This window comes from Vibrio sp. UCD-FRSSP16_30 (genome assembly GCF_001676025.1).
In the GTDB taxonomy this organism is placed as follows: Bacteria; Pseudomonadota; Gammaproteobacteria; order Enterobacterales; family Vibrionaceae; genus Vibrio.
In genome coordinates this window covers 22,294-39,739 of the sequence record NZ_LZFW01000011.1, presented here as the reverse complement: position 1 = coordinate 39,739, position 17,446 = coordinate 22,294, and the positions used below count along the sequence as shown (strand labels likewise).

The window sequence follows — 17,446 nt, the reverse complement described above, 5'->3', positions numbered from 1 at the left end:
TTTTCCGTTATTGCTTTGGTCTAATGCTTTCTATTTAAAGCGTTTTTGCTTATAAGCGCTTTTACTAACAGAGCTAGAAATACCCTTCCATTTTCTTCTTCTCCATTGAGCCTGACGAGTCATTATCAATCACGCGTCCTTGTCTCTCAGAGGTGGAAGTCAATAACATTTCTTGGATGATTTCTGGAAGTGTTTCAGCTTTAGATTCAATAGCACCAGTGAGCGGATAACAGCCAAGGGTACGAAAGCGAACTTTCTTCATTTGCGGAGTTTCGCCAGGTTCTAGCGGCATACGTTCATCATCGACCATGATTAAAGTGCCATCACGCTCAACAACAGGGCGTTCTTTAGCAAAGTACAGTGGCACCATGTCGATGTTTTCTAGATAGATGTATTGCCAGATATCAAGCTCAGTCCAGTTTGATAGAGGGAACACGCGAATGCTTTCGCCTTTATCAACACGAGCGTTATACACTTGCCATAATTCTGGGCGTTGGTTTTTTGGATCCCAGCGGTGATTCTGATCTCTAAATGAGTACACGCGTTCTTTAGCGCGAGATTTCTCTTCATCACGGCGAGCACCGCCAAAAGCGGCATCAAAACCATGTTCGTTAAGTGCTTGTTTTAGCCCTTCGGTCTTCATGATATCGGTGTGTTTAGCACTGCCGTGAGTGAAAGGACTAATGTCCATATCTAGGCCACGCTGATTTTTGTGTACGATAAGATCAAGTTCGTATTTTTCCGCGAGTTCATCACGAAACTCAATCATCTGTTTAAATTTCCAATTGGTATCGACATGCAGAAGAGGAAATGGCACTCGAGCGGGATAAAAAGCTTTTCTCGCAAGGTGAAGTAAAACGGAAGAATCTTTACCAATAGAGTAAAGCATTACTGGGTTTTCAAACTCAGCAGTCACTTCGCGGATAATCTGAATTGATTCAGCTTCAAGTGCTTTTAAGTGGGTAAGTCGAGCGGTATCCATAATCGATGTCAGTCCCTGTTATTTCGGTGTATTAGAAAGCTAACAACAATCGAAACATTTGGCTCATAATCAAACAATCTAAGATAGGCGGCTAAGTACTAAGGAAAAGCGCTCTGTACATTACTTGCAATAAAGTCGTTATAAATCAACTAATTGATTAGAGTAAGGCCGGTCATTCAGAACGGTTAGATAGGTGTTAACTGCAAAGCATAAATAGATCATACTTATAACTAAAAGTGATATAAGTCATTTTTGGTATATTAAGTGACTATATAAGAAACAAACAATGACTTTGGCGTACGTGGCTAAAAGCACAGCATGAGTATTGGCTTCTCGTCTATTCGCGTTGTGTGCAGTTGGTTTTGAAATTAGCTATGAATGACGGTCAAAATTGATGAGAAGTTGATGCGTAAGTTATTGAGGAAGATATTGAGTAAGTTGCTGAGAATACGCTTAGATCTAAACCTTAAACGACTCTCAGCATGCTTGATAGTTTGTGCTTAATGAGCGGAAAGAACAACGGGATGTTGGTGAGTTGGATGAGACAATATCTGAGTCGACCAGCAGTACACATCCTTAATCGTTTCTGAGGTGAGTACCTCCCACGGCGTCCCATCGGCAACTATGTTGCCTTTATTTAATACGACAACTCTATCTGCGTATTGCGCGGCAAGGTTGAGATCGTGCAAAACGGCAACCACACAAGCGCCTTGCTCTGCTTGCTCTTTTGCCAAATTTAAGGTGTTGTGCTGGTGGCTTAAATCTAATGCCGACGTGGGTTCATCGAGAAATAAAACCTTATTATTCTGAGCAGAGCTGCTTTGACTTGAATTGCTTTGAGACGAACTAATTTGCGTTAGCACCCGTGCAAAGTGTACTCGCTGTTTTTCGCCGCCCGATAAGCTTGGGTAGAGCCTGTCGGCAAGGTGCAAGACGCCCGTTTGCTGCATTCTTTTTTTTGCAATCAAGGCAATTTGCTTTTGCCCGCCCGGTAGAGTGAGTCCGCCCAGTTCCACTACCTCTTGAGCGGTGAAGTTAAACGTTAATGAGCTAGATTGAGGTAAAATACCAAACTGTTTCGCCAGTGTTTTCTTATCCCAATCACCCATCGATTTACCAAATAATAAATGACTTCCAGTGTAAGGAACTTCATTAGTTAGGGTTTTGAGTAAGGTACTTTTTCCGGTGCCGTTAGGACCCAATAATACGGTAAATTCATGCGAGTTAAACTCAATGTTAACCTTATCTAAAATTAACTTCTTACCGATATTCACTGAGATATCAGTGCATTTAACAACAGGTACACCCATTAAATTCGTCCTTTTTGTGAAACTAACAACCAGATAAAGAAAGGCGCGCCAAGTACGGCAGTAATAATGCCAACCGGGATCTCAAGCGGTGCGACTAAAATGCGCGATAACATATCGGAAATGAGCAGTAACAGCGCGCCAAGGACAGTCGCAAGAGGAATCAGCACTTTATGATTTGGCCCTGCAATCATTCGTCCAAGGTGAGGGACAATAAGACCAATAAAGCCAATCATCCCAGCCAGTGACACGGTCACGCCAACCCCTGCGGCGGTGAGCAAAATGAGCCTGCGTTTTAGCTGTTGAACATCAATACCTAAATGACTAGCTTCGGCTTCACCCAATAGCAATGCATTAAGATTTTCAGCGTCACGATAAAATAAAAAGCTTAAAATGAGTAAAATGATTGAGCCAAAGATGACGCTGGAGAAATTAGCGCCAGCCAGTGAGCCCATAGTCCAAAGAGACAGATCTCTTAACGCTTGATCGTCTGCGTAATAGTTTAATAATCCCAACATAGCCCCTGATAAAGCGCCAATAGCTACTCCTGCTAATAGCATCATCGTTACAGAAGTACCATTAGGTGATGTCCCAAGTTGATAAACTAATAGGGTAGTAATTGCACCGCCTAAGAAGGAGAACATCGGCACTGTGCCAAACATGAGTAGTTGCGGGTAGGTCTGAGCAAGAGAGCCAAAAACAACAATAGCTAATGCCGCGCCAAGAGCCGCTCCTGCGGAGACGCCAATGATGCCAGGATCGGCTAAAGGATTACGAAATAATCCCTGCATTACCGCGCCACAGATAGCTAGAATGCCTCCGATAGCAATCGCAAGTAAGGTTCTTGGCAGACGCACTTGCTGCACTATCATATTAATGTGGGCAGGTAAGGCACTATCTTGCAGCCCAAGCCAATTTACATTAGGAACTAACGCTCTCATGCTTTGGGTAAAGCTGATATCCATTGGGCCAACGCTAATGGATAAAATACTGGCGATATAAACCGTGACTAGGGTAATGCCCAGTAAAGCCGGAGTTGATAGTTTAAAGGAGGGCGCGAAATTCATTATTTTTTACGCTCAAAAGTTTGGTAAAGGCTATGACTGAGTTCAATGCTTTCGATACCAAACCCTCCAATGATCGCAGTGCCGGGTACCGGAATAATATGCTGATTGGTCGCGGCTGGTGTTGCGGCTAATAAAGGAAATTTTTCGATAATGCCTTGCTGTCCACCTAAAGAATCCCAGCTACGTTGAGGGATTAATATATATTGTGGTTGGATGCTGACAATGGCTTCAAATGACATTGATTTATATGAGCTAAAATCACTATGTGTTGGGTTGATGCCTCCCGCTAATTGAATGATTTTGTCTATGGTGGTTTGAGAACCGGCAACGGTAGCAGGGCGACCTTCACTTAACATGGCAAAAATAACTTTAGGCTGTTGCTGTGAGGGTAATTGGCTTAACGATTCAATTTGAGTATGCAGTTCTTTTTTCAGCTCAACAGCTTGCGGTTCTTTACCCGTTATTTGTGCAATAACATCAATACGCGCATCAAGATCTTGCTCACTGTCTCCCGATGGCACAGTAATGACTTTAATCCCTGCCGATTTAAGTAGATTTAGCGTAGATTCTGGCCCCATTTCATGCGAACCAATCAGGTGGGTTGGGTTTTGCGCCATTAATCCTTCAGCTGATAACTGACGATGATAGCCAACTTGCGGCAGTTGCTTGCTTTCATCGAAGTGTTTGCTAGTTACATCAATAGCCACCAGTTGGTCTTTAGCATCCAATGCATACAGAAGCTCAGTAATGGATGAGCCAACACTAATGATTCTATTGGGTTCATCTGTTTGGTTAGCTAGGGCAACCGAATTGGTAAAATACAGGGTAATTAATAATAGAATCTGTCTCATTATTTGCTCTCTTCCATGACAATATTGGTTGCGTTGATCTCATTGGTTTGTAGCCAAGCTAAAACTTTTAGCATGGATTCCACATCGGCTGATTTGTCCGGCGATAGGATTAAATCGTGTTCTGGTGAAGTGGTCACTTTGCTTAGTAAAGCGTGTGTAAAAGCGCTCCAATCAGCAAAGCTTTCACCATCGATTGCCCATTTAGGTTCTGTGGTCATTATATTGACGGTTATCACCGCTTTATCTTGAGCATTGAGAACTTGCCCGTCGTCGGTTTGAGGAATGGCTACATCCATGGTTTTAATGGTGATGTTGGCGGTTAACAATAAAAAGACCATTACGATGAAAATAATATCCAGTAACGGCGTTAAATCGGGCTTAAATTCTTCATCAAACAGCGAAGATTGTGACTTGATCATGCCATGACCTCTTCGCATGATTTTGAGTTCTCAGGGCACTCAATGGATATCCCTTCTATATGCAAGTTACTGTGATTTAAGGTGTACTCTATGGTTGCCAGTGTTTTTTCAATCCACATACTCAATAATTGAGCGCCGGTAATTGCCGGGAGCGCGATAAGTAAGCCTACAGCGGTTGTTGACATCGCAAGCCCAAGCCCATCGGCTAACACTGACGGAGAGATTGAACCAGAGGTGAGTGCCAGTCCTTTAAACATGTCAATAAGCCCTAAAACCGTGCCCAATAAACCAATTAAAGGGCTGATGACACCAATAATAGAAAGGGTGCGAATCCCTGATTTATACTGCTGCCTCTTTTTAAATAGCCAAATACTGACCGCTTCTTCACGCAGATCTTTAGTAAAACTGCGGTGCCCCAGCAACATTCTCATCGCTTGGAAGATAATGGCCTTGCCCTGTAGGTCGCTTTCAATAAATTGTTCAACTTGAGCTGAGTTTGAAAAATTGATTCGGTGAACCTTAGATAATATCTGGGTCGTGTGTGTTTGCCCGTTAAGCAACATATAAAAGGTGCGTTCTAAGATGAGCATCAGTGTTAGCGCCGACAAAACGGTCAGTGGAATGGTCATCATTCCTAGCTGACTGTGCAGAGTAATTAAGGTGTTCATAGTGTGCTCGTTAGCGTTTAGTTAAGTTTAAAATTAATGGGAACTTGCACGCGGTAGGCAATGCGCTGTCCTTGTTCGTCTCGGCGTTCAAATTGCCATTGTGTGACCGCATTGATTGCCGCCTCATCTAAAAGTTCATGTCCCGAAGATTGAATAACATCTTGTTGAATTTGCTGACCTTCTTTGTCTATCCATACTTCGATTAAGGTACTGCCTTGCCAGCCACGTTTTTGTGCCAATCTTGGATAACGAACTGGGGTTGGCTTTGCTGAAAATGTCGGTTTGTTGACCATTTTCGGCATGCTATTTGACGTGTTCAAAGCCGTATTGGTTTCCACTTGTTCTATTTTTTTTACCTTTTTTAACTCTGCTGGCTCTATCTCTGTTGTTGGTATCTCTGGCTCATCGAGAGGGACTTTGGGTTCTGGTATAGGTTTGTCGAGCTGTACTTTTTGCTGTTTGGGCGCTGTCTGTTTTGCCTTTTTTGACTGGCTAGTGTTTAGCTTCTCAATAGGCTTCTTTTTAACCGCCCTTGTCTTAACCGCATTTGTTTTAACTGCTTTGGTTTTAGTCAGCTTTGCCTGCGTCTTGCTTGCTTCCGGTGCTCTATTTAGTTGTGATTGTGTGTCTTTAGACTTGAGAGTCTCAGGCGGTCGTTCTTGTTTAGGTTGAGCGACAGAAACGAGCTGAATGCTGACGGCTTGCCCGTGATGGGTGTCAGCCAGCGTTATCTCAGGCTTAGGAGATACGAAAGATAGCGCAATGCCATGAATTAAAAGAGAAATAGCACCAGCTATCAGGTATCTAAACTTTTTCACTGATGTCATTTTTGTATAGGTATTAGAGTGCAATAAATCGAATTATGCTGAAAATACAAATCAGATCAATAATCATTTGTATTTAGATTTAAGATCGAGATCTTGATCGCAAAGTTAAGTAGATGGGATTTATTCTCATTATCGTTTGTGCAACTGTTTGCGGAAATTCGATATCCAAACTACGGAAAAGACATCAACCCATGAATCTTGAGTTGAATAACTTAGACATAACAGGAAAGCATACACCCGATCCATTGCGCTTCTCTTTTGCAAAGAAAAAGGGGCCTCACGCTGGTGGTATGGCAAAGCCTGTGCCAGCCAATCTTGTGCAGGCGACATTAAGTCATGCTATGTCAGAGACAGGGGAAAAAGGTGCGCGCTGCTTGTATATACACATTCCTTTTTGCCGTGTGCGCTGTACCTATTGCAACTTCTTTCAATACGCTTCTAGTACCAAACTGATTGATCAGTATTTTGAGGCGCTAAAAAAAGAGCTTATCTGGAAAGCAAGTATGCCTTGGAGTCAGGCTTTTCCATTTCAAGCTGTGTATATCGGAGGGGGAACGCCAACCGATTTAAGTGCTGAACAAATTAAACAATTAGCGCAGATGATCAGACGCTACTTTCCCCTTACTCCAGATTGTGAAATGACCCTTGAGGGGCGGATTAATCGATTTGATGATCATAAATTTGAATCGGCTCTTGAGGGGGGCATCAACCGCTTTTCTTTTGGTGTGCAAAGTTTTGATACTAAGGTGCGCCGCAGTGCTAAGCGCCTTAATGATGGTGATGAAGTGCTAGAGCGTCTACAGCATTTTGTCAGTTATGACAGTGCACCCATTGTGATTGATCTTCTGTATGGTCTGCCACATCAAACCCTTTCTAATTGGGCTAAAGATTTAGACATTTACTTAGAAAGTGGCGCTCATGGCGTGGATCTTTATCAGCTGATCGAAATGCAAAACCTACCTATGGGCCGATTGGTTGAACAAGGGAAACTGCCTGAGCCTGCAAATACTCAAATGAAAGCCACCATGTACCAAATGGGTGTGGAGTTTATGGCTAAAAATCACCAAAGACGCCTAAGTGTGAATCACTGGAGCTCAGATAACCGTGAACGTTCTATTTACAACAGTTTAGCCAAAACCTCAGCTCAGGTTATGCCTTTGGGCGCAGGTGCTGGCGGCAATGTGAATGGTATTAGCACCATGCAATATAGAGATATGGATCAATATATTGAAGCCGGTCAAAGCTCTTTGTTTGCCTCTGCCATGGCTTTTTCTAGTGCGCCTAATGCTCATCTAGTCAATACCATTAAAGCGGCATTTGATCGCGGAGTATTGAGTAACCAATCTCTACCAAATGGTCTATTTGAGCGTTTAAATCCACTTTTTGAAGCGTGGAATAAAAATGGCTTAGCTGAGCTTAATCACGGTTATTTATCTCTGACTTTGGCCGGTCAATTTTGGTCGGTAACGCTGGCACAAAATCTGATTCAAGTGATTTCAAATAATCAATTAAATCCACATAACAATAAAACAACAGAAACAGCATAATTTTTAGTAAGGGATAGGTATGTATACCAAATTAACAAAACAGCAGGTTTTAGAAGCGGTCGCCACTATGATGGAAAAGGACGATTCAGTCCCTGTTTCTGAAATGTCAGCCACATTGAATTTAACCGAAGGTGAAGTTACGTTTGTGCTGCCTTCTACTATGTTAACGCCATTAGCCAGTGAGCACGCGCAAGCTATTTTAGAGGCTCTGCCTAGCTGGGGAAAGGTGACGACTATTGTGCATTCATTCGGGTCAATTTTTGAATATAAAGCCCCGTTTCCTAAAGGAAAAGTTGCGCATGGTTATTACAACTTGATGGGGCGTGAAGGGGAACTTCATGGACATTTAAAGTTGGATTTAGTAAAGCACGTTGCGATTGTATCTAAACCTTTTCATAAAATGGAAAGTCACTTCATTGGTTTTTATGATGAACAGGGTGAGTGTGTGTTTAAGGTTTACTTAGGGCGCAATCAAAAGCGTCAGTTATTTCCTGAACAACTTGAGAAACTGCAGCAGCTTAAAAAGGAATTTGCATAATGACTGCCGAAACTATCAATACAGAAAGCCAAAGCTTGAAAAATAAAAGTTCGAAAAATCAAAGCTCACAAAACCAAAGCAAGGACAGCTTGAACACACAAAGCCGAGCGCAAATTAAGCAGCAACGACTGCAAGGGCGCTTAGGGCCTGAAGTTCAAGAGTTTCGTGATGCTTGCCAAAGCTTACAACTGGCAACCATTACCAAGCAAGGATTACCGCATGTGAGTTATACCCCATTTGCATTCGATAAAGCGGGTTATTACATCTTGGTCAGTGATCTAGCCGCTCACGGTCAAAACCTTAAATTTAATCACAATGTTTCGATCATGATGGTTGAAGATGAAGGCGCTGCAAATAATGTTCATGCTCGCAAGCGTTTAACCTTTGATACCAAAGCTGAGCATATTGATAAGGCATCCGTTCAAGGGCAAGAAGGCGTTTTGGCATTAGTTAAACGCTTTGGTGAAATGGCGCAAAACCTTGCGCAGCTTGCAGATTTTAATCTTTATAAGCTGACGCCTAGCAATGGACGTTATGTGAAAGGATTTGGACAGGCCTTTAATGTTACAGGCAACGATTTAGTGGATTTTCTACATCTTAGTGAAGGACATGTGCAAAAAGAGAAACAGCACATTTCTGAACAAAGCTAATCATTAGCTCTCACTATTGAGAGCATCATTAACCTTTTTCGCTTTACTAACTGATTGCTAAAAATCAGTTGGTAGGCCAAGTGCAACTTTTATAAATGGATTTTGGTTTTATCATGTACAAAAAAACGACCCTAGCAATTGCAATAAGCACTGTTTTCGCTTCCCCGATGGTGCTTGCACAAGAGACCTTTACCTTTGATGAGGTAGTGGTATCAGCAACGCGAACTGAACAAAATAAAAGTGATGTGTCATCATCTGTGGCGACGGTTAGTCGAGACGATCTCGATGCGCAGATGAACAACAATTTAAAAGATACCTTAAAATACACGCCGGGTGTGCAAGCACAAGGTAGTGGTCGATTTGGTGTGTCGGGATTTAATATCCGAGGTATGGAAGACAGCCGAGTTAAGTTAATGGTGGATGGCGTTCAGCAGCCTGTCCCTTATAACCCGGGCTCTACTCAGCAACGTAAATATCCGAATTCTATTGAAACCGATACCCTAGCAGGCATTGAGGTCAACAAAGGCCCGTCGTCCAGTTTGTATGGTTCAGATGCCTTGGGCGGTGTGGTGTTAATGCGCACTAAAAACCCCGATGATGTTCTGCTAACGGATGGTGACGAACATCGTTTCGGTATCAAATCGGCTTATTCTTCAGTCAATAGCGAATTTAAAAATACCGCAACTTGGGCAATGCGTCAGGGCAAATGGGAAACCATTGCAATGTTTACCTATGCCGATGGACAAGAGTATCAAACCCATGGTGATGGCGCTGACATTAACGGTGAAGACCGAGGCGCGGCTAACCCAGCTGAGTCTCAGGTATACAATGGTTTGGTTAAGGCTTATTACCAAGCGAATGACCATCATCGTTTTGGTTTAACGTTTGAGTACTTTGATCGCAGCTTTGATGAAACCGTACTTTCACAAGAGGGCTGGGAGTTAATGCCAGGTTTTGTCTATTCTGATGTGTCGGTTAAAGATGCCAATAACAGAATGCGTGTCGGCCTAGAGCATGAGTGGGCAATGAACTCAGTGGTTGCCGATGAGCTAAAATGGACGGTCTCTTATCAGCAAACAGAATCTGAGTCAGACAACTACGATACGACAAACTGGTTCCCTATCATTCAAGACCGAGTGCGTAATCGAGAGAGAATTGCTCAAGATGATTCTATTCAGATAGATATGCAATTTAACAAAGTGATTGTGGCAGATTCTCATTATCACGAGTTAACTTACGGTGCGAGCTTCTTACACAATGATTTCTCTCTAGAGAATAACGATCATATTTTAGGTGGTACGCCAGTATCGTCGCCCGGCAGTACCGGTTTACCTGATGCTACTGTGCAGCAATGGGGCATTTTTCTGCAAGACCAAGCCTTCTTAATGAACGAGAAGCTAGTGTTGTCAGCCGGTGTTCGCTATGACTCATTTAGCACCGATCCAGAGCCAAATGATGGTTATACTACTACGCATCAATCGAATAAAGATGATGCATTTACCGGTCGTTTAGGGGCGGTTTATCATGTGGATGAAGCCTTTAGTCCTTATGTGCAAGTGAGCCAAGGCTTTAAAGCACCCACTGTATATGACCTTTATTACTTCTATGATAACGGCGCTATTTTCTATGGTAACCCTGATTTAGAAGCAGAAAAGAGCTTATCTTATGAGCTAGGCTTTAGAGGCAAAGGCAGCATTTATCAATATGAAGTCAGCGCTTTCTATAACCAATACGACGACTTTATCACGACTGAAAAAGTCGGAACCGATCCAACAACAAGCCGCGATATTTATACTTCAGTCAACATTGATGAAGCGCTTATCTATGGTGCAGAAGCTGCGGGTACTGTTCTTGGTCCAATGGGAACATACACCAAATTAAGCATTGCTTATGCTTATGGTGAAGATGTAAAAACAGGTCGTGAACTGGACTCTGTTGCCCCTTTAACGGGTGTGATTGGGCTTGGTTATGACAACAATAACCGTACTTGGGGGGCGTTAGTTAACTACACTATGGTTGCCAGCAAAGATCAGTGGACAGAAGTGGATAACATTGAAGCGCCATCTTATGCTCTATTAGATGTGACCGCTTATTATCGCCCTGTGGATGACTTAACGCTTCGTGCCGGTTTATTTAACGCCTTGGACGAGAAGTATTGGTTGTATGACGATCTCAGCGGTAGCACAGATAAAACAGATTTTGATACTCAAGCCGGACGTAACTGGGGAGTGAGCTTAGAATACTTGTTCTAAACTGAGTGACATCAGCCTAGCGGGTTAAACTGCAAACTCTAGCCACTTTACAAAAGGTTTTGTAGAGTGGCTTTGTGATTTGTAAAACACAAGACAAGCAACCATTAGAAAGGACTTTGTGTGTCAAAACAAAACGTTGGCGTGATGCCGACACTGAATAAAACATGGTTATATCAACAGGCGAAAAAGCATAAAAAGATGCTGATATACGCCAATATTGTTGCCTTCTTTGCCACGCTGATCAGCGTGCCAATTCCTCTTTTACTGCCTTTAATGGTTGATGAAGTGTTACTCAATAAACCCGCGCAAGGTTTAGCATTTCTCAATCAATTATTACCGCAAAGTCTACAAAAACCGGCAGGGTACATAGTTACTGTGCTGTTATTGATTGTGATGATGAGAATAGCCAGTCAGGCTTTGAATATCTTGCAAACCAGACAGTTCACCTTGGTTTCAAAAAAACTCACTTGCCAATTGCGTCAATGGATACTTGATAAGCTTGGCCGAGTCTCCATGCAGCAGTATGAAGAGAAGGGCAGTGGTGGCCTCACTTCTCATTTAGTCACTGATATTGAGACTATTGATAAATTTATTGGCTCTACGCTCAGCCGTTTTGTGATTAGTGTGTTGACCGTTATTGGTACTGGCGGGATTTTATTATGGCTTAATTGGCAGTTGGGCTTATTTATTATCTTAATGAATCCTGTGGTTATTTTTCTATCTCGCAAGCTTGGACAAAGAGTTAAGCATCTAAAAAAGAAAGAGAACCAAGCGTTTGAGCGTTTTCAGCAGCGATTGGTTGAAACCCTAGATGGCATTTATCAACTTCGCGCAGCCAACCGTGAATATGAATATTTAGATAGGCTTAAACAAGATGCCGATGCCATTCGTGTTGATGCAGACAAATACGCTTGGCAGTCTGACGCGGCCAATCGTTTGTCATTTCTGATGTTCTTAATTGGCTTTGAAATTTTCCGCGCCGCGGCCATGTTAATGGTGCTATTTAGCGATTTAACCATAGGCCAGATCTTTGCGGTGTTTGGTTATCTTTGGTTTATGTTATCTCCAGTGCAAGAGTTATTGAGCATTCAATACTCTTGGTACAGCGCATCGGCGGCAATGAAAAGACTGAATACCATTTTAGAGATGCCCGAGGAATATCGCCCGGTTGCGAGTGTCAATCCCTTTAGTAAAGGTGAGCCCATTGAGGTCGAATTTAATAATGTGAGTTTTTCTTATGATTCGGATAGAAATGTACTAGAGAACTTTTCTTTAACAATACCTAAAGGAAAAAGAGTGGCGCTTGTTGGTGCATCTGGCGGCGGAAAATCGACGTTAATTCAGCTTCTTCTCGGTATTTATCAAAAAGACAGCGGCGATATTTTTATCAATGGGCATAGCATTGAAACCGTCAGCTATGAGGCGCTTCGTAAAGAGCTTGCGGTTGTGCTACAGCAACCGATGATTTTTAATGATACGTTGCGTCAAAACCTGACGTTAGGTCAGCATTATGATGATGAAAAACTGTGGAACGCACTAGAAGTGGCTCAGTTAAATGGTCTTAGGGACACGCTTCCTGATGGTCTAGATTCTCATGTTGGTCGTCAAGGTGTGCGTTTATCGGGTGGGCAACGTCAAAGACTGGCGATTGCCAGAATGGTATTAAGTGATCCTGAATTAGTTATTTTAGATGAAGCGACTTCAGCTCTTGATACTTCTACCGAAGCCAATTTACACGGTGCATTAAATCGCTTTTTGAAAAATCGCACGACATTGATTGTGGCTCATCGATTATCTGCGGTAAAACAGGCCGATCTTATTTATGTTTTAGAGGATGGTAAGGTGATCCAGTTTGGAACTCACTTGGATCTTATTCAAGCAGATGGCTTATATCAAACGCTCTATGGCAATCTACAAGCAGGATGATTGGCATTATTTGATTAGAATTTACACAATCCCTGTCTAGATGCTAGCAAAAGTAAAAGCCGATATCAGATGTAATGACTTACATTGATATCGGCTTTTGTGTAAATGGGGTTTAGAGTTAGAGGCTAGGGTGAAACGGGCATATCTTTAAGCATTGAATCCACATAGGATTTGATTTTTTGCTTATTCTTTTCAGGATCATGTTTCGGATCGGCGCCACCTTGCGCTAAAGAGTGCCATTTAAGCTCAAGTAATGGGTAGGTGTACATGGCGATAACGATGCTGCCTTTTTCATCGCTGTTATTAAAATCTGATGCTGGAATACCGGTAGAGAGCTGGATTTTGTCAAACAACTGGTCGTCATTAAGTGCAGACTCTAAAGCAACGCCATAACCAATGACAAAGTCAGGCTGTTGTTGCAGTGGTACTCTTATATAGCCTTTTTCGGCAAGACTTTGGCTGATGGCATCATTAAATACATGTCGAATATTGCCCTCATTCATCTCCTCTGCAACATAAGCCTTCCCTGATCTTGGGTGCCATGCATAGGTTTTAGTTCCAGGCCCAATGAATCGATAATCACCGCTAGTCACAATACCAATGGCAAAATTATTAGCCGGTGGTGGGGTTGTTGTACAAGCCGATAAAACAACAGCGAACGCTACAGCAAAAAGCCACTTCATGAGCACCTCAGAATAATAAAGAAAGAGTTGTAGAATATCGGTTTACCAACAATACTCAACAAGTAGAATATATGAGTGGACAACGGAAAGTCCAGTTAAAGCTTTGGCTTAATGTCACTGTATACACAAGAATAGGATGCTGTGTGTTTATTTCCCTTCGTAATTTTTCTTTAATCGCGGTTACAACCTTAGTGAGCCCTGTGCTACTGGCGGTACAACCTTTATTTGAAACACCTGCTGATGCCGAGCCTACGTTTGTTGATAAAGCATTTGATTTGGTTGGAGCAGATGGCGAGTTTGATCCCGATAAAGGGGTTGATATGAGCTATATTCCCTCGGTCTTTTATAACCCTGAACAAGAGTTTGGCGGGGGAATACTCGTGCTTGGGTTATACAAAACAGATTCGGCACTGGATGTGAATCAGCCGTCATCGTTTGTTATTAATGCCTATGTCTCAACCAACTTATCGATGGGCGTGGTTTTTGATAATACGACGTTTCTCAATTCAGGCGAAAATCGCTTTGTCCTAGAATCAGAGATTCATGATGAACCTGTGGTCTATTACGGCAGTGGTTACGAATCCACCAGTAATGACAATAACAAAGTCTTATATACCGAAACCCTCCTAACAATAACGCCTAAATGGTATCAGCAGGTGGCTGAAAACTGGTTTGTTGGCATTGGCGCTAATGTTACCTATGTCGATACCAAAGAACCTGAAGTAGGCGATGAGGTTATTGGTGGTGGTAATCCATTGTTATTTAACGATCTAGAATCAAATACTTCTGTGGGTATGTTGGTTTCGGCTTTATATGATAGCCGTAACTATATTGAGAACACCGAAAGCGGTACGTTATTTCAGGCCGACTTTGGCGCGTATTACAGTAATTTAAATTCTGACTCTTTTGGTCTTTATGATATTGAATTAGCCCACTTTATTGATCTACAGCCGATCCCCGGCGTCCTTGCATTACAAGGGCAGGGGAGTTTTACCTCTGGTGATGTGCCATGGAATCATCTGCCAGATTTAGGCGGTGCGTATGCCATGCGAGGCTACATTTTAGGCCGTCATCGTGATGAACAAATGGCCATGGCTCAAGTTGAGTATCGCCTGCCAATCTATAGACGCTGGGGCAGTGTGTTCTGGGGGGGCGTCGGTTCTACAGGCCAAGATATGAGTCAACTCAGTGACGATCTACTCACCAGTTACGGCCTAGGGTTACGTTATCGCTTAAAAGGGCGCATAAACTTGCGAGCCGATCTTGGATTTGGTGAAGACGAAACCTTATTTTATTTCAATGTGAATGAGGTTTTTTAGCACCGACTATATGCTATTAAAGGTGAGTGTCTGTTTAAGTCCTTTTTATAAGGACTTTGTATCAGCGTAAATACAGACACAACACCCACCTATTTTTAATTCTCAGCTCCGCATTTGGCGCAAGGTTTATACGTTCGTTCGCCTTCACTAATCACGCAATAACCGCTAACACAGTCATCGCACAAGGCTAATTTAGGGTAAGCTATTTTCTCTTTCCTTGATGAAGTATCACCTTCAACAACATAGAACTTTCTCATCTGGTTGCCTTACAACGCCAATAAACTTGGCAGATTATATCAATAATTAAAGTGTGAAATAGGCTAATTTTGAGCAAAGCACATTTGCATGAGGCTTTGTCCTGCCTTGCGACAAGGATATTTAAAGCCAGGGTGAGATCACGAACGTTATTTGAACAAAATCCTGTGCATTATCGGAACAACTCTTTGTGACATGGGTTTGTGGCATGGATGCCACTATGAAGCCATCAAGGATGATTTCACGGCGTCTTGTGGAGATGATGTACATGATTGATCGATAAGTGTTCATTCATGCGCTCGCCCTATATTTAAAGCTATCTGATAAAAGTAAACAAAAGAAAAGCGGCAGACCTAAAGGGTCTGCCGCTTGATGATTTGAGTAAAAATGTAATTAAAAGAAATGGCCCAAACCGTGTAGTGAAGAAATAATGCTGGGTAGGGCAACTAAGCCGACTTTAACCGCAACAATAATTCCAATGAGACGCCACATATTGTGAGTCGCCGCTTTGTTGATCTCTTCTGCATGTTGGCTGTAGATCATACTTACACCTCATGAGTGAATGACTATAGGTTCAATTTACTCTCAATATTGATTATAAAAAGGTCGGTTACATAAAAGTTTGAGCTGTATTGCTTGTTCGCTTTTGTTTTATGATGCCGAGCACATTAAAAAATTTTCAGTCGTTCGTGACATATGAGACACATTTCATTCATTTAATGCGAATATCTGCCAATATTCTTAATGAACAACTGACAGATATTCAACGATGGAAATTTAAACCCCTTAGGTTGCACTATAGATCAATCTAAGGTGATTAATTGGTTCCCTCTTTATCTGCTGTAATAGAAAGAAGCCAGATACAGATTGCTGCGACTGCAGCAAAGCCACCTAAGATAATCACAGGCATAGCACTGTAACCTAACACGTGCCAAATGATGGATTCTAATTGACTCATAAATCTCTCCTACCAGCCTTCAACGCCATGCATGTCTGGCAATTTGTGTGCAATACCCTTGTGACAATCTACGCAGGTTTTTTCACCTGACGCGAGTGCAGTCGAGTGCTGCTTAACACTGCGTTCGCCCTGTTCAGAGAAGTCCATATATTCGAACTCATGACAGTTGCGACACTCAAGAGAATCGTTAGCTTTCAAACGTGACCATTCGCGCTCAGCAAGGTGGCCACGACGTGCTTGGAATTTCTCGTCAGTATCGATAATACCGATGATATGTCCAAAGACTTCTTTTGATGCTTGAACTTTACGAACAATCTTATCAGTCCATTGATGCGGAACGTGACAGTCGGAACATATTGCCCTTACACCAGAACGGTTAGAGTAGTGTATTGTTTCTTGGATTTCACGAACGATAGGCTCATGACAACCCGCACAAAACTCTTCAGAGTTGGTGTATTGCATTCCCGTATTGAACGCGCCCCAGAACAGTAGACCACCGGCAAATCCCATAAATAGAACAATGCCGACCGCTGCTTTACTAGGTGTTGATAGCCGCTTCCAAAACGCTTTTAAAAATTTCATAAATAACCTCTTATGTTAACAACTAGCAAAGCTTATTGAAGTGAATCAACAGGTTTGAATTTGTTCTCTACCAGTGGTTTCGCATTGGCTTGAGGTACATGACATTGCAAGCAGAAATAGCGTCTTGGAGATACATCGGCAAGTACGGCGTCTTCTCTATTAACATAGTGAGTAACGCTGACCTTAGTTGCTCCCATTTCTTTTGCATTTTTCCAGCTATGACACGCAAGACATTTATTAACGTTAAGTGATACTTCATATCCACGAATGTTATGAGGGATCAAAGGGGGTTGATAGACGTATTCACTAGTTAATACTTGCTCACGAGGGTATTTCTTAAAAGCGTCCGCTTTGCGAGTAGCTTCTAACTCACTGGCACCGCGCAGTGAATGTACGCCACCGATACCGCCAGGGTTATGCAGTTCTGCTTCTTCTACGCCTGCATTTTCCGCTTTTTGTAACTCAGTCTGTTGCATCATGCCGTCGTCAGTTTCACTAGGTGCATGACTGACACCTTCGACTTCCGTTTGCGCAATTGCTACGCCTATGGCACTAATTGATAACAGAGCAATCAATAGTTTTTTCATTATTATTTCTCCGCCTATTGGCTTATTA

18 protein-coding genes are annotated in these 17,446 nt (G+C 42.4%); 6 read left to right on the top strand and 12 right to left on the bottom strand.

Annotation, left to right across the window (positions count from 1 at the left end; all coding sequences use genetic code 11):
- Positions 1-73: 73 nt before the first annotated feature.
- The 7 genes from cysD to A9260_RS06820 all read right to left on the bottom strand — a co-directional run bounded on the left by cysD (position 74) and on the right by A9260_RS06820 (position 6,121).
- The gene (cysD, locus tag A9260_RS06850; protein ID WP_068697459.1) at positions 74-982 is read right to left on the bottom strand and encodes a sulfate adenylyltransferase subunit CysD; all 909 of its coding nucleotides are present in this window, start codon (positions 980-982) and stop codon (positions 74-76) included.
- 500 nt (positions 983-1,482) lie between these two features.
- Complete coding sequence (locus A9260_RS06845; protein ID WP_068697457.1) at positions 1,483-2,292, bottom strand: heme ABC transporter ATP-binding protein; 810 nt, start codon at positions 2,290-2,292, stop codon at positions 1,483-1,485.
- Entirely contained in the window at positions 2,292-3,356 is a 1,065-nt protein-coding gene (locus tag A9260_RS06840) for a FecCD family ABC transporter permease (protein ID WP_068697455.1), read from the bottom strand. Before A9260_RS06840 ends, A9260_RS06845 begins: the two co-directional genes overlap by 1 nt.
- A complete protein-coding gene (locus A9260_RS06835) occupies positions 3,356-4,207 on the bottom strand; it encodes a heme/hemin ABC transporter substrate-binding protein (protein WP_068697453.1) in 852 nt (283 codons plus the stop codon). The genes A9260_RS06840 and A9260_RS06835 overlap by 1 nt, the downstream gene beginning before the upstream one ends.
- Positions 4,207-4,626 carry an ExbD/TolR family protein gene (locus A9260_RS06830; protein ID WP_068697452.1) on the bottom strand — a complete coding sequence of 140 codons (420 nt, stop codon included), beginning with the start codon at positions 4,624-4,626 and terminating at the stop codon, positions 4,207-4,209. Before A9260_RS06830 ends, A9260_RS06835 begins: the two co-directional genes overlap by 1 nt.
- The gene (locus tag A9260_RS06825) at positions 4,623-5,294 is read right to left on the bottom strand and encodes a MotA/TolQ/ExbB proton channel family protein (RefSeq protein WP_068697450.1); all 672 of its coding nucleotides are present in this window, start codon (positions 5,292-5,294) and stop codon (positions 4,623-4,625) included. Before A9260_RS06825 ends, A9260_RS06830 begins: the two co-directional genes overlap by 4 nt.
- A gap of 17 nt (positions 5,295-5,311) precedes the next feature.
- On the bottom strand, positions 5,312-6,121 hold the full coding sequence (locus A9260_RS06820; RefSeq protein WP_231892576.1) for an energy transducer TonB: 810 nt from the start codon (positions 6,119-6,121) through the stop codon (positions 5,312-5,314).
- A gap of 191 nt (positions 6,122-6,312) precedes the next feature.
- Between A9260_RS06820 and hutW the strand changes: the two genes are divergently transcribed.
- From hutW to A9260_RS06795, 5 genes are all read left to right on the top strand, one after another.
- Entirely contained in the window at positions 6,313-7,668 is a 1,356-nt protein-coding gene (hutW, locus tag A9260_RS06815; protein WP_068697446.1) for a heme anaerobic degradation radical SAM methyltransferase ChuW/HutW, read from the top strand.
- 19 nt (positions 7,669-7,687) lie between these two features.
- On the top strand, positions 7,688-8,206 hold the full coding sequence (gene hutX / locus A9260_RS06810) for a heme utilization cystosolic carrier protein HutX (RefSeq protein ID WP_068697444.1): 519 nt from the start codon (positions 7,688-7,690) through the stop codon (positions 8,204-8,206).
- The gene (gene hutZ / locus A9260_RS06805) at positions 8,206-8,856 is read left to right on the top strand and encodes a heme utilization protein HutZ (protein WP_082957076.1); all 651 of its coding nucleotides are present in this window, start codon (positions 8,206-8,208) and stop codon (positions 8,854-8,856) included. The genes hutX and hutZ overlap by 1 nt, the downstream gene beginning before the upstream one ends.
- 113 nt (positions 8,857-8,969) lie before the next feature.
- Positions 8,970-11,108, top strand: coding sequence for a TonB-dependent hemoglobin/transferrin/lactoferrin family receptor (locus A9260_RS06800; RefSeq protein ID WP_068697490.1), 2,139 nt, complete (start codon positions 8,970-8,972; stop codon positions 11,106-11,108).
- 144 nt (positions 11,109-11,252) lie between these two features.
- A complete protein-coding gene (locus tag A9260_RS06795) occupies positions 11,253-13,034 on the top strand; it encodes an ABC transporter ATP-binding protein (protein WP_068697488.1) in 1,782 nt (593 codons plus the stop codon).
- A gap of 125 nt (positions 13,035-13,159) precedes the next feature.
- Here the strand turns inward: A9260_RS06795 and A9260_RS06790 are convergent, their stop codons facing one another.
- Positions 13,160-13,717: a DUF4136 domain-containing protein gene (locus A9260_RS06790; RefSeq protein WP_068697443.1), complete on the bottom strand. Its 558-nt coding sequence runs from the start codon at positions 13,715-13,717 to the stop codon at positions 13,160-13,162.
- A 143-nt stretch (positions 13,718-13,860) separates the two neighbouring features.
- Here A9260_RS06790 and A9260_RS06785 point away from each other — a divergent pair, with 143 nt between their 5' ends.
- Positions 13,861-15,036, top strand: coding sequence for a hypothetical protein (locus A9260_RS06785; RefSeq protein ID WP_231892575.1), 1,176 nt, complete (start codon positions 13,861-13,863; stop codon positions 15,034-15,036).
- A gap of 648 nt (positions 15,037-15,684) precedes the next feature.
- On the opposite strand, the gene A9260_RS17015 is transcribed toward A9260_RS06785, so the two are convergent.
- The 4 genes from A9260_RS17015 to A9260_RS06770 form a co-directional block, all read right to left on the bottom strand.
- The gene (locus A9260_RS17015) at positions 15,685-15,834 is read right to left on the bottom strand and encodes a hypothetical protein (protein ID WP_197485259.1); all 150 of its coding nucleotides are present in this window, start codon (positions 15,832-15,834) and stop codon (positions 15,685-15,687) included.
- A 274-nt stretch (positions 15,835-16,108) separates the two neighbouring features.
- Positions 16,109-16,249 carry a TIGR02808 family protein gene (locus tag A9260_RS06780; RefSeq protein WP_068697441.1) on the bottom strand — a complete coding sequence of 47 codons (141 nt, stop codon included), beginning with the start codon at positions 16,247-16,249 and terminating at the stop codon, positions 16,109-16,111.
- 9 nt (positions 16,250-16,258) lie between these two features.
- A complete protein-coding gene (locus A9260_RS06775; protein ID WP_068697439.1) occupies positions 16,259-16,831 on the bottom strand; it encodes a NapC/NirT family cytochrome c in 573 nt (190 codons plus the stop codon).
- Positions 16,832-16,863: 32 nt separating this feature from the next.
- Entirely contained in the window at positions 16,864-17,310 is a 447-nt protein-coding gene (locus A9260_RS06770) for a nitrate reductase cytochrome c-type subunit (RefSeq protein WP_197485260.1), read from the bottom strand.
- Positions 17,311-17,446: the final 136 nt, after the last annotated feature.

What these genes read in the sequence shown, in the direction of transcription:
- cysD (WP_068697459.1), bottom strand. Translation starts at nt 982, where the DNA reads ATGGATACCGCTCGACTTACCCACTTAAAAGCACTTGAAGCTGAATCA.
- A9260_RS06845 (WP_068697457.1), bottom strand. Translation starts at nt 2,292, where the DNA reads ATGGGTGTACCTGTTGTTAAATGCACTGATATCTCAGTGAATATCGGT.
- A9260_RS06840 (WP_068697455.1), bottom strand. Translation starts at nt 3,356, where the DNA reads ATGAATTTCGCGCCCTCCTTTAAACTATCAACTCCGGCTTTACTGGGC.
- A9260_RS06835 (WP_068697453.1), bottom strand. Translation starts at nt 4,207, where the DNA reads ATGAGACAGATTCTATTATTAATTACCCTGTATTTTACCAATTCGGTT.
- A9260_RS06830 (WP_068697452.1), bottom strand. Translation starts at nt 4,626, where the DNA reads ATGATCAAGTCACAATCTTCGCTGTTTGATGAAGAATTTAAGCCCGAT.
- A9260_RS06825 (WP_068697450.1), bottom strand. Translation starts at nt 5,294, where the DNA reads ATGAACACCTTAATTACTCTGCACAGTCAGCTAGGAATGATGACCATT.
- A9260_RS06820 (WP_231892576.1), bottom strand. Translation starts at nt 6,121, where the DNA reads ATGACATCAGTGAAAAAGTTTAGATACCTGATAGCTGGTGCTATTTCT.
- hutW (WP_068697446.1), top strand. Translation starts at nt 6,313, where the DNA reads ATGAATCTTGAGTTGAATAACTTAGACATAACAGGAAAGCATACACCC.
- hutX (WP_068697444.1), top strand. Translation starts at nt 7,688, where the DNA reads ATGTATACCAAATTAACAAAACAGCAGGTTTTAGAAGCGGTCGCCACT.
- hutZ (WP_082957076.1), top strand. Translation starts at nt 8,206, where the DNA reads ATGACTGCCGAAACTATCAATACAGAAAGCCAAAGCTTGAAAAATAAA.
- A9260_RS06800 (WP_068697490.1), top strand. Translation starts at nt 8,970, where the DNA reads ATGTACAAAAAAACGACCCTAGCAATTGCAATAAGCACTGTTTTCGCT.
- A9260_RS06795 (WP_068697488.1), top strand. Translation starts at nt 11,253, where the DNA reads ATGCCGACACTGAATAAAACATGGTTATATCAACAGGCGAAAAAGCAT.
- A9260_RS06790 (WP_068697443.1), bottom strand. Translation starts at nt 13,717, where the DNA reads ATGAAGTGGCTTTTTGCTGTAGCGTTCGCTGTTGTTTTATCGGCTTGT.
- A9260_RS17015 (WP_197485259.1), bottom strand. Translation starts at nt 15,834, where the DNA reads ATGATCTACAGCCAACATGCAGAAGAGATCAACAAAGCGGCGACTCAC.
- A9260_RS06780 (WP_068697441.1), bottom strand. Translation starts at nt 16,249, where the DNA reads ATGAGTCAATTAGAATCCATCATTTGGCACGTGTTAGGTTACAGTGCT.
- A9260_RS06775 (WP_068697439.1), bottom strand. Translation starts at nt 16,831, where the DNA reads ATGAAATTTTTAAAAGCGTTTTGGAAGCGGCTATCAACACCTAGTAAA.
- A9260_RS06770 (WP_197485260.1), bottom strand. Translation starts at nt 17,310, where the DNA reads ATGATGCAACAGACTGAGTTACAAAAAGCGGAAAATGCAGGCGTAGAA.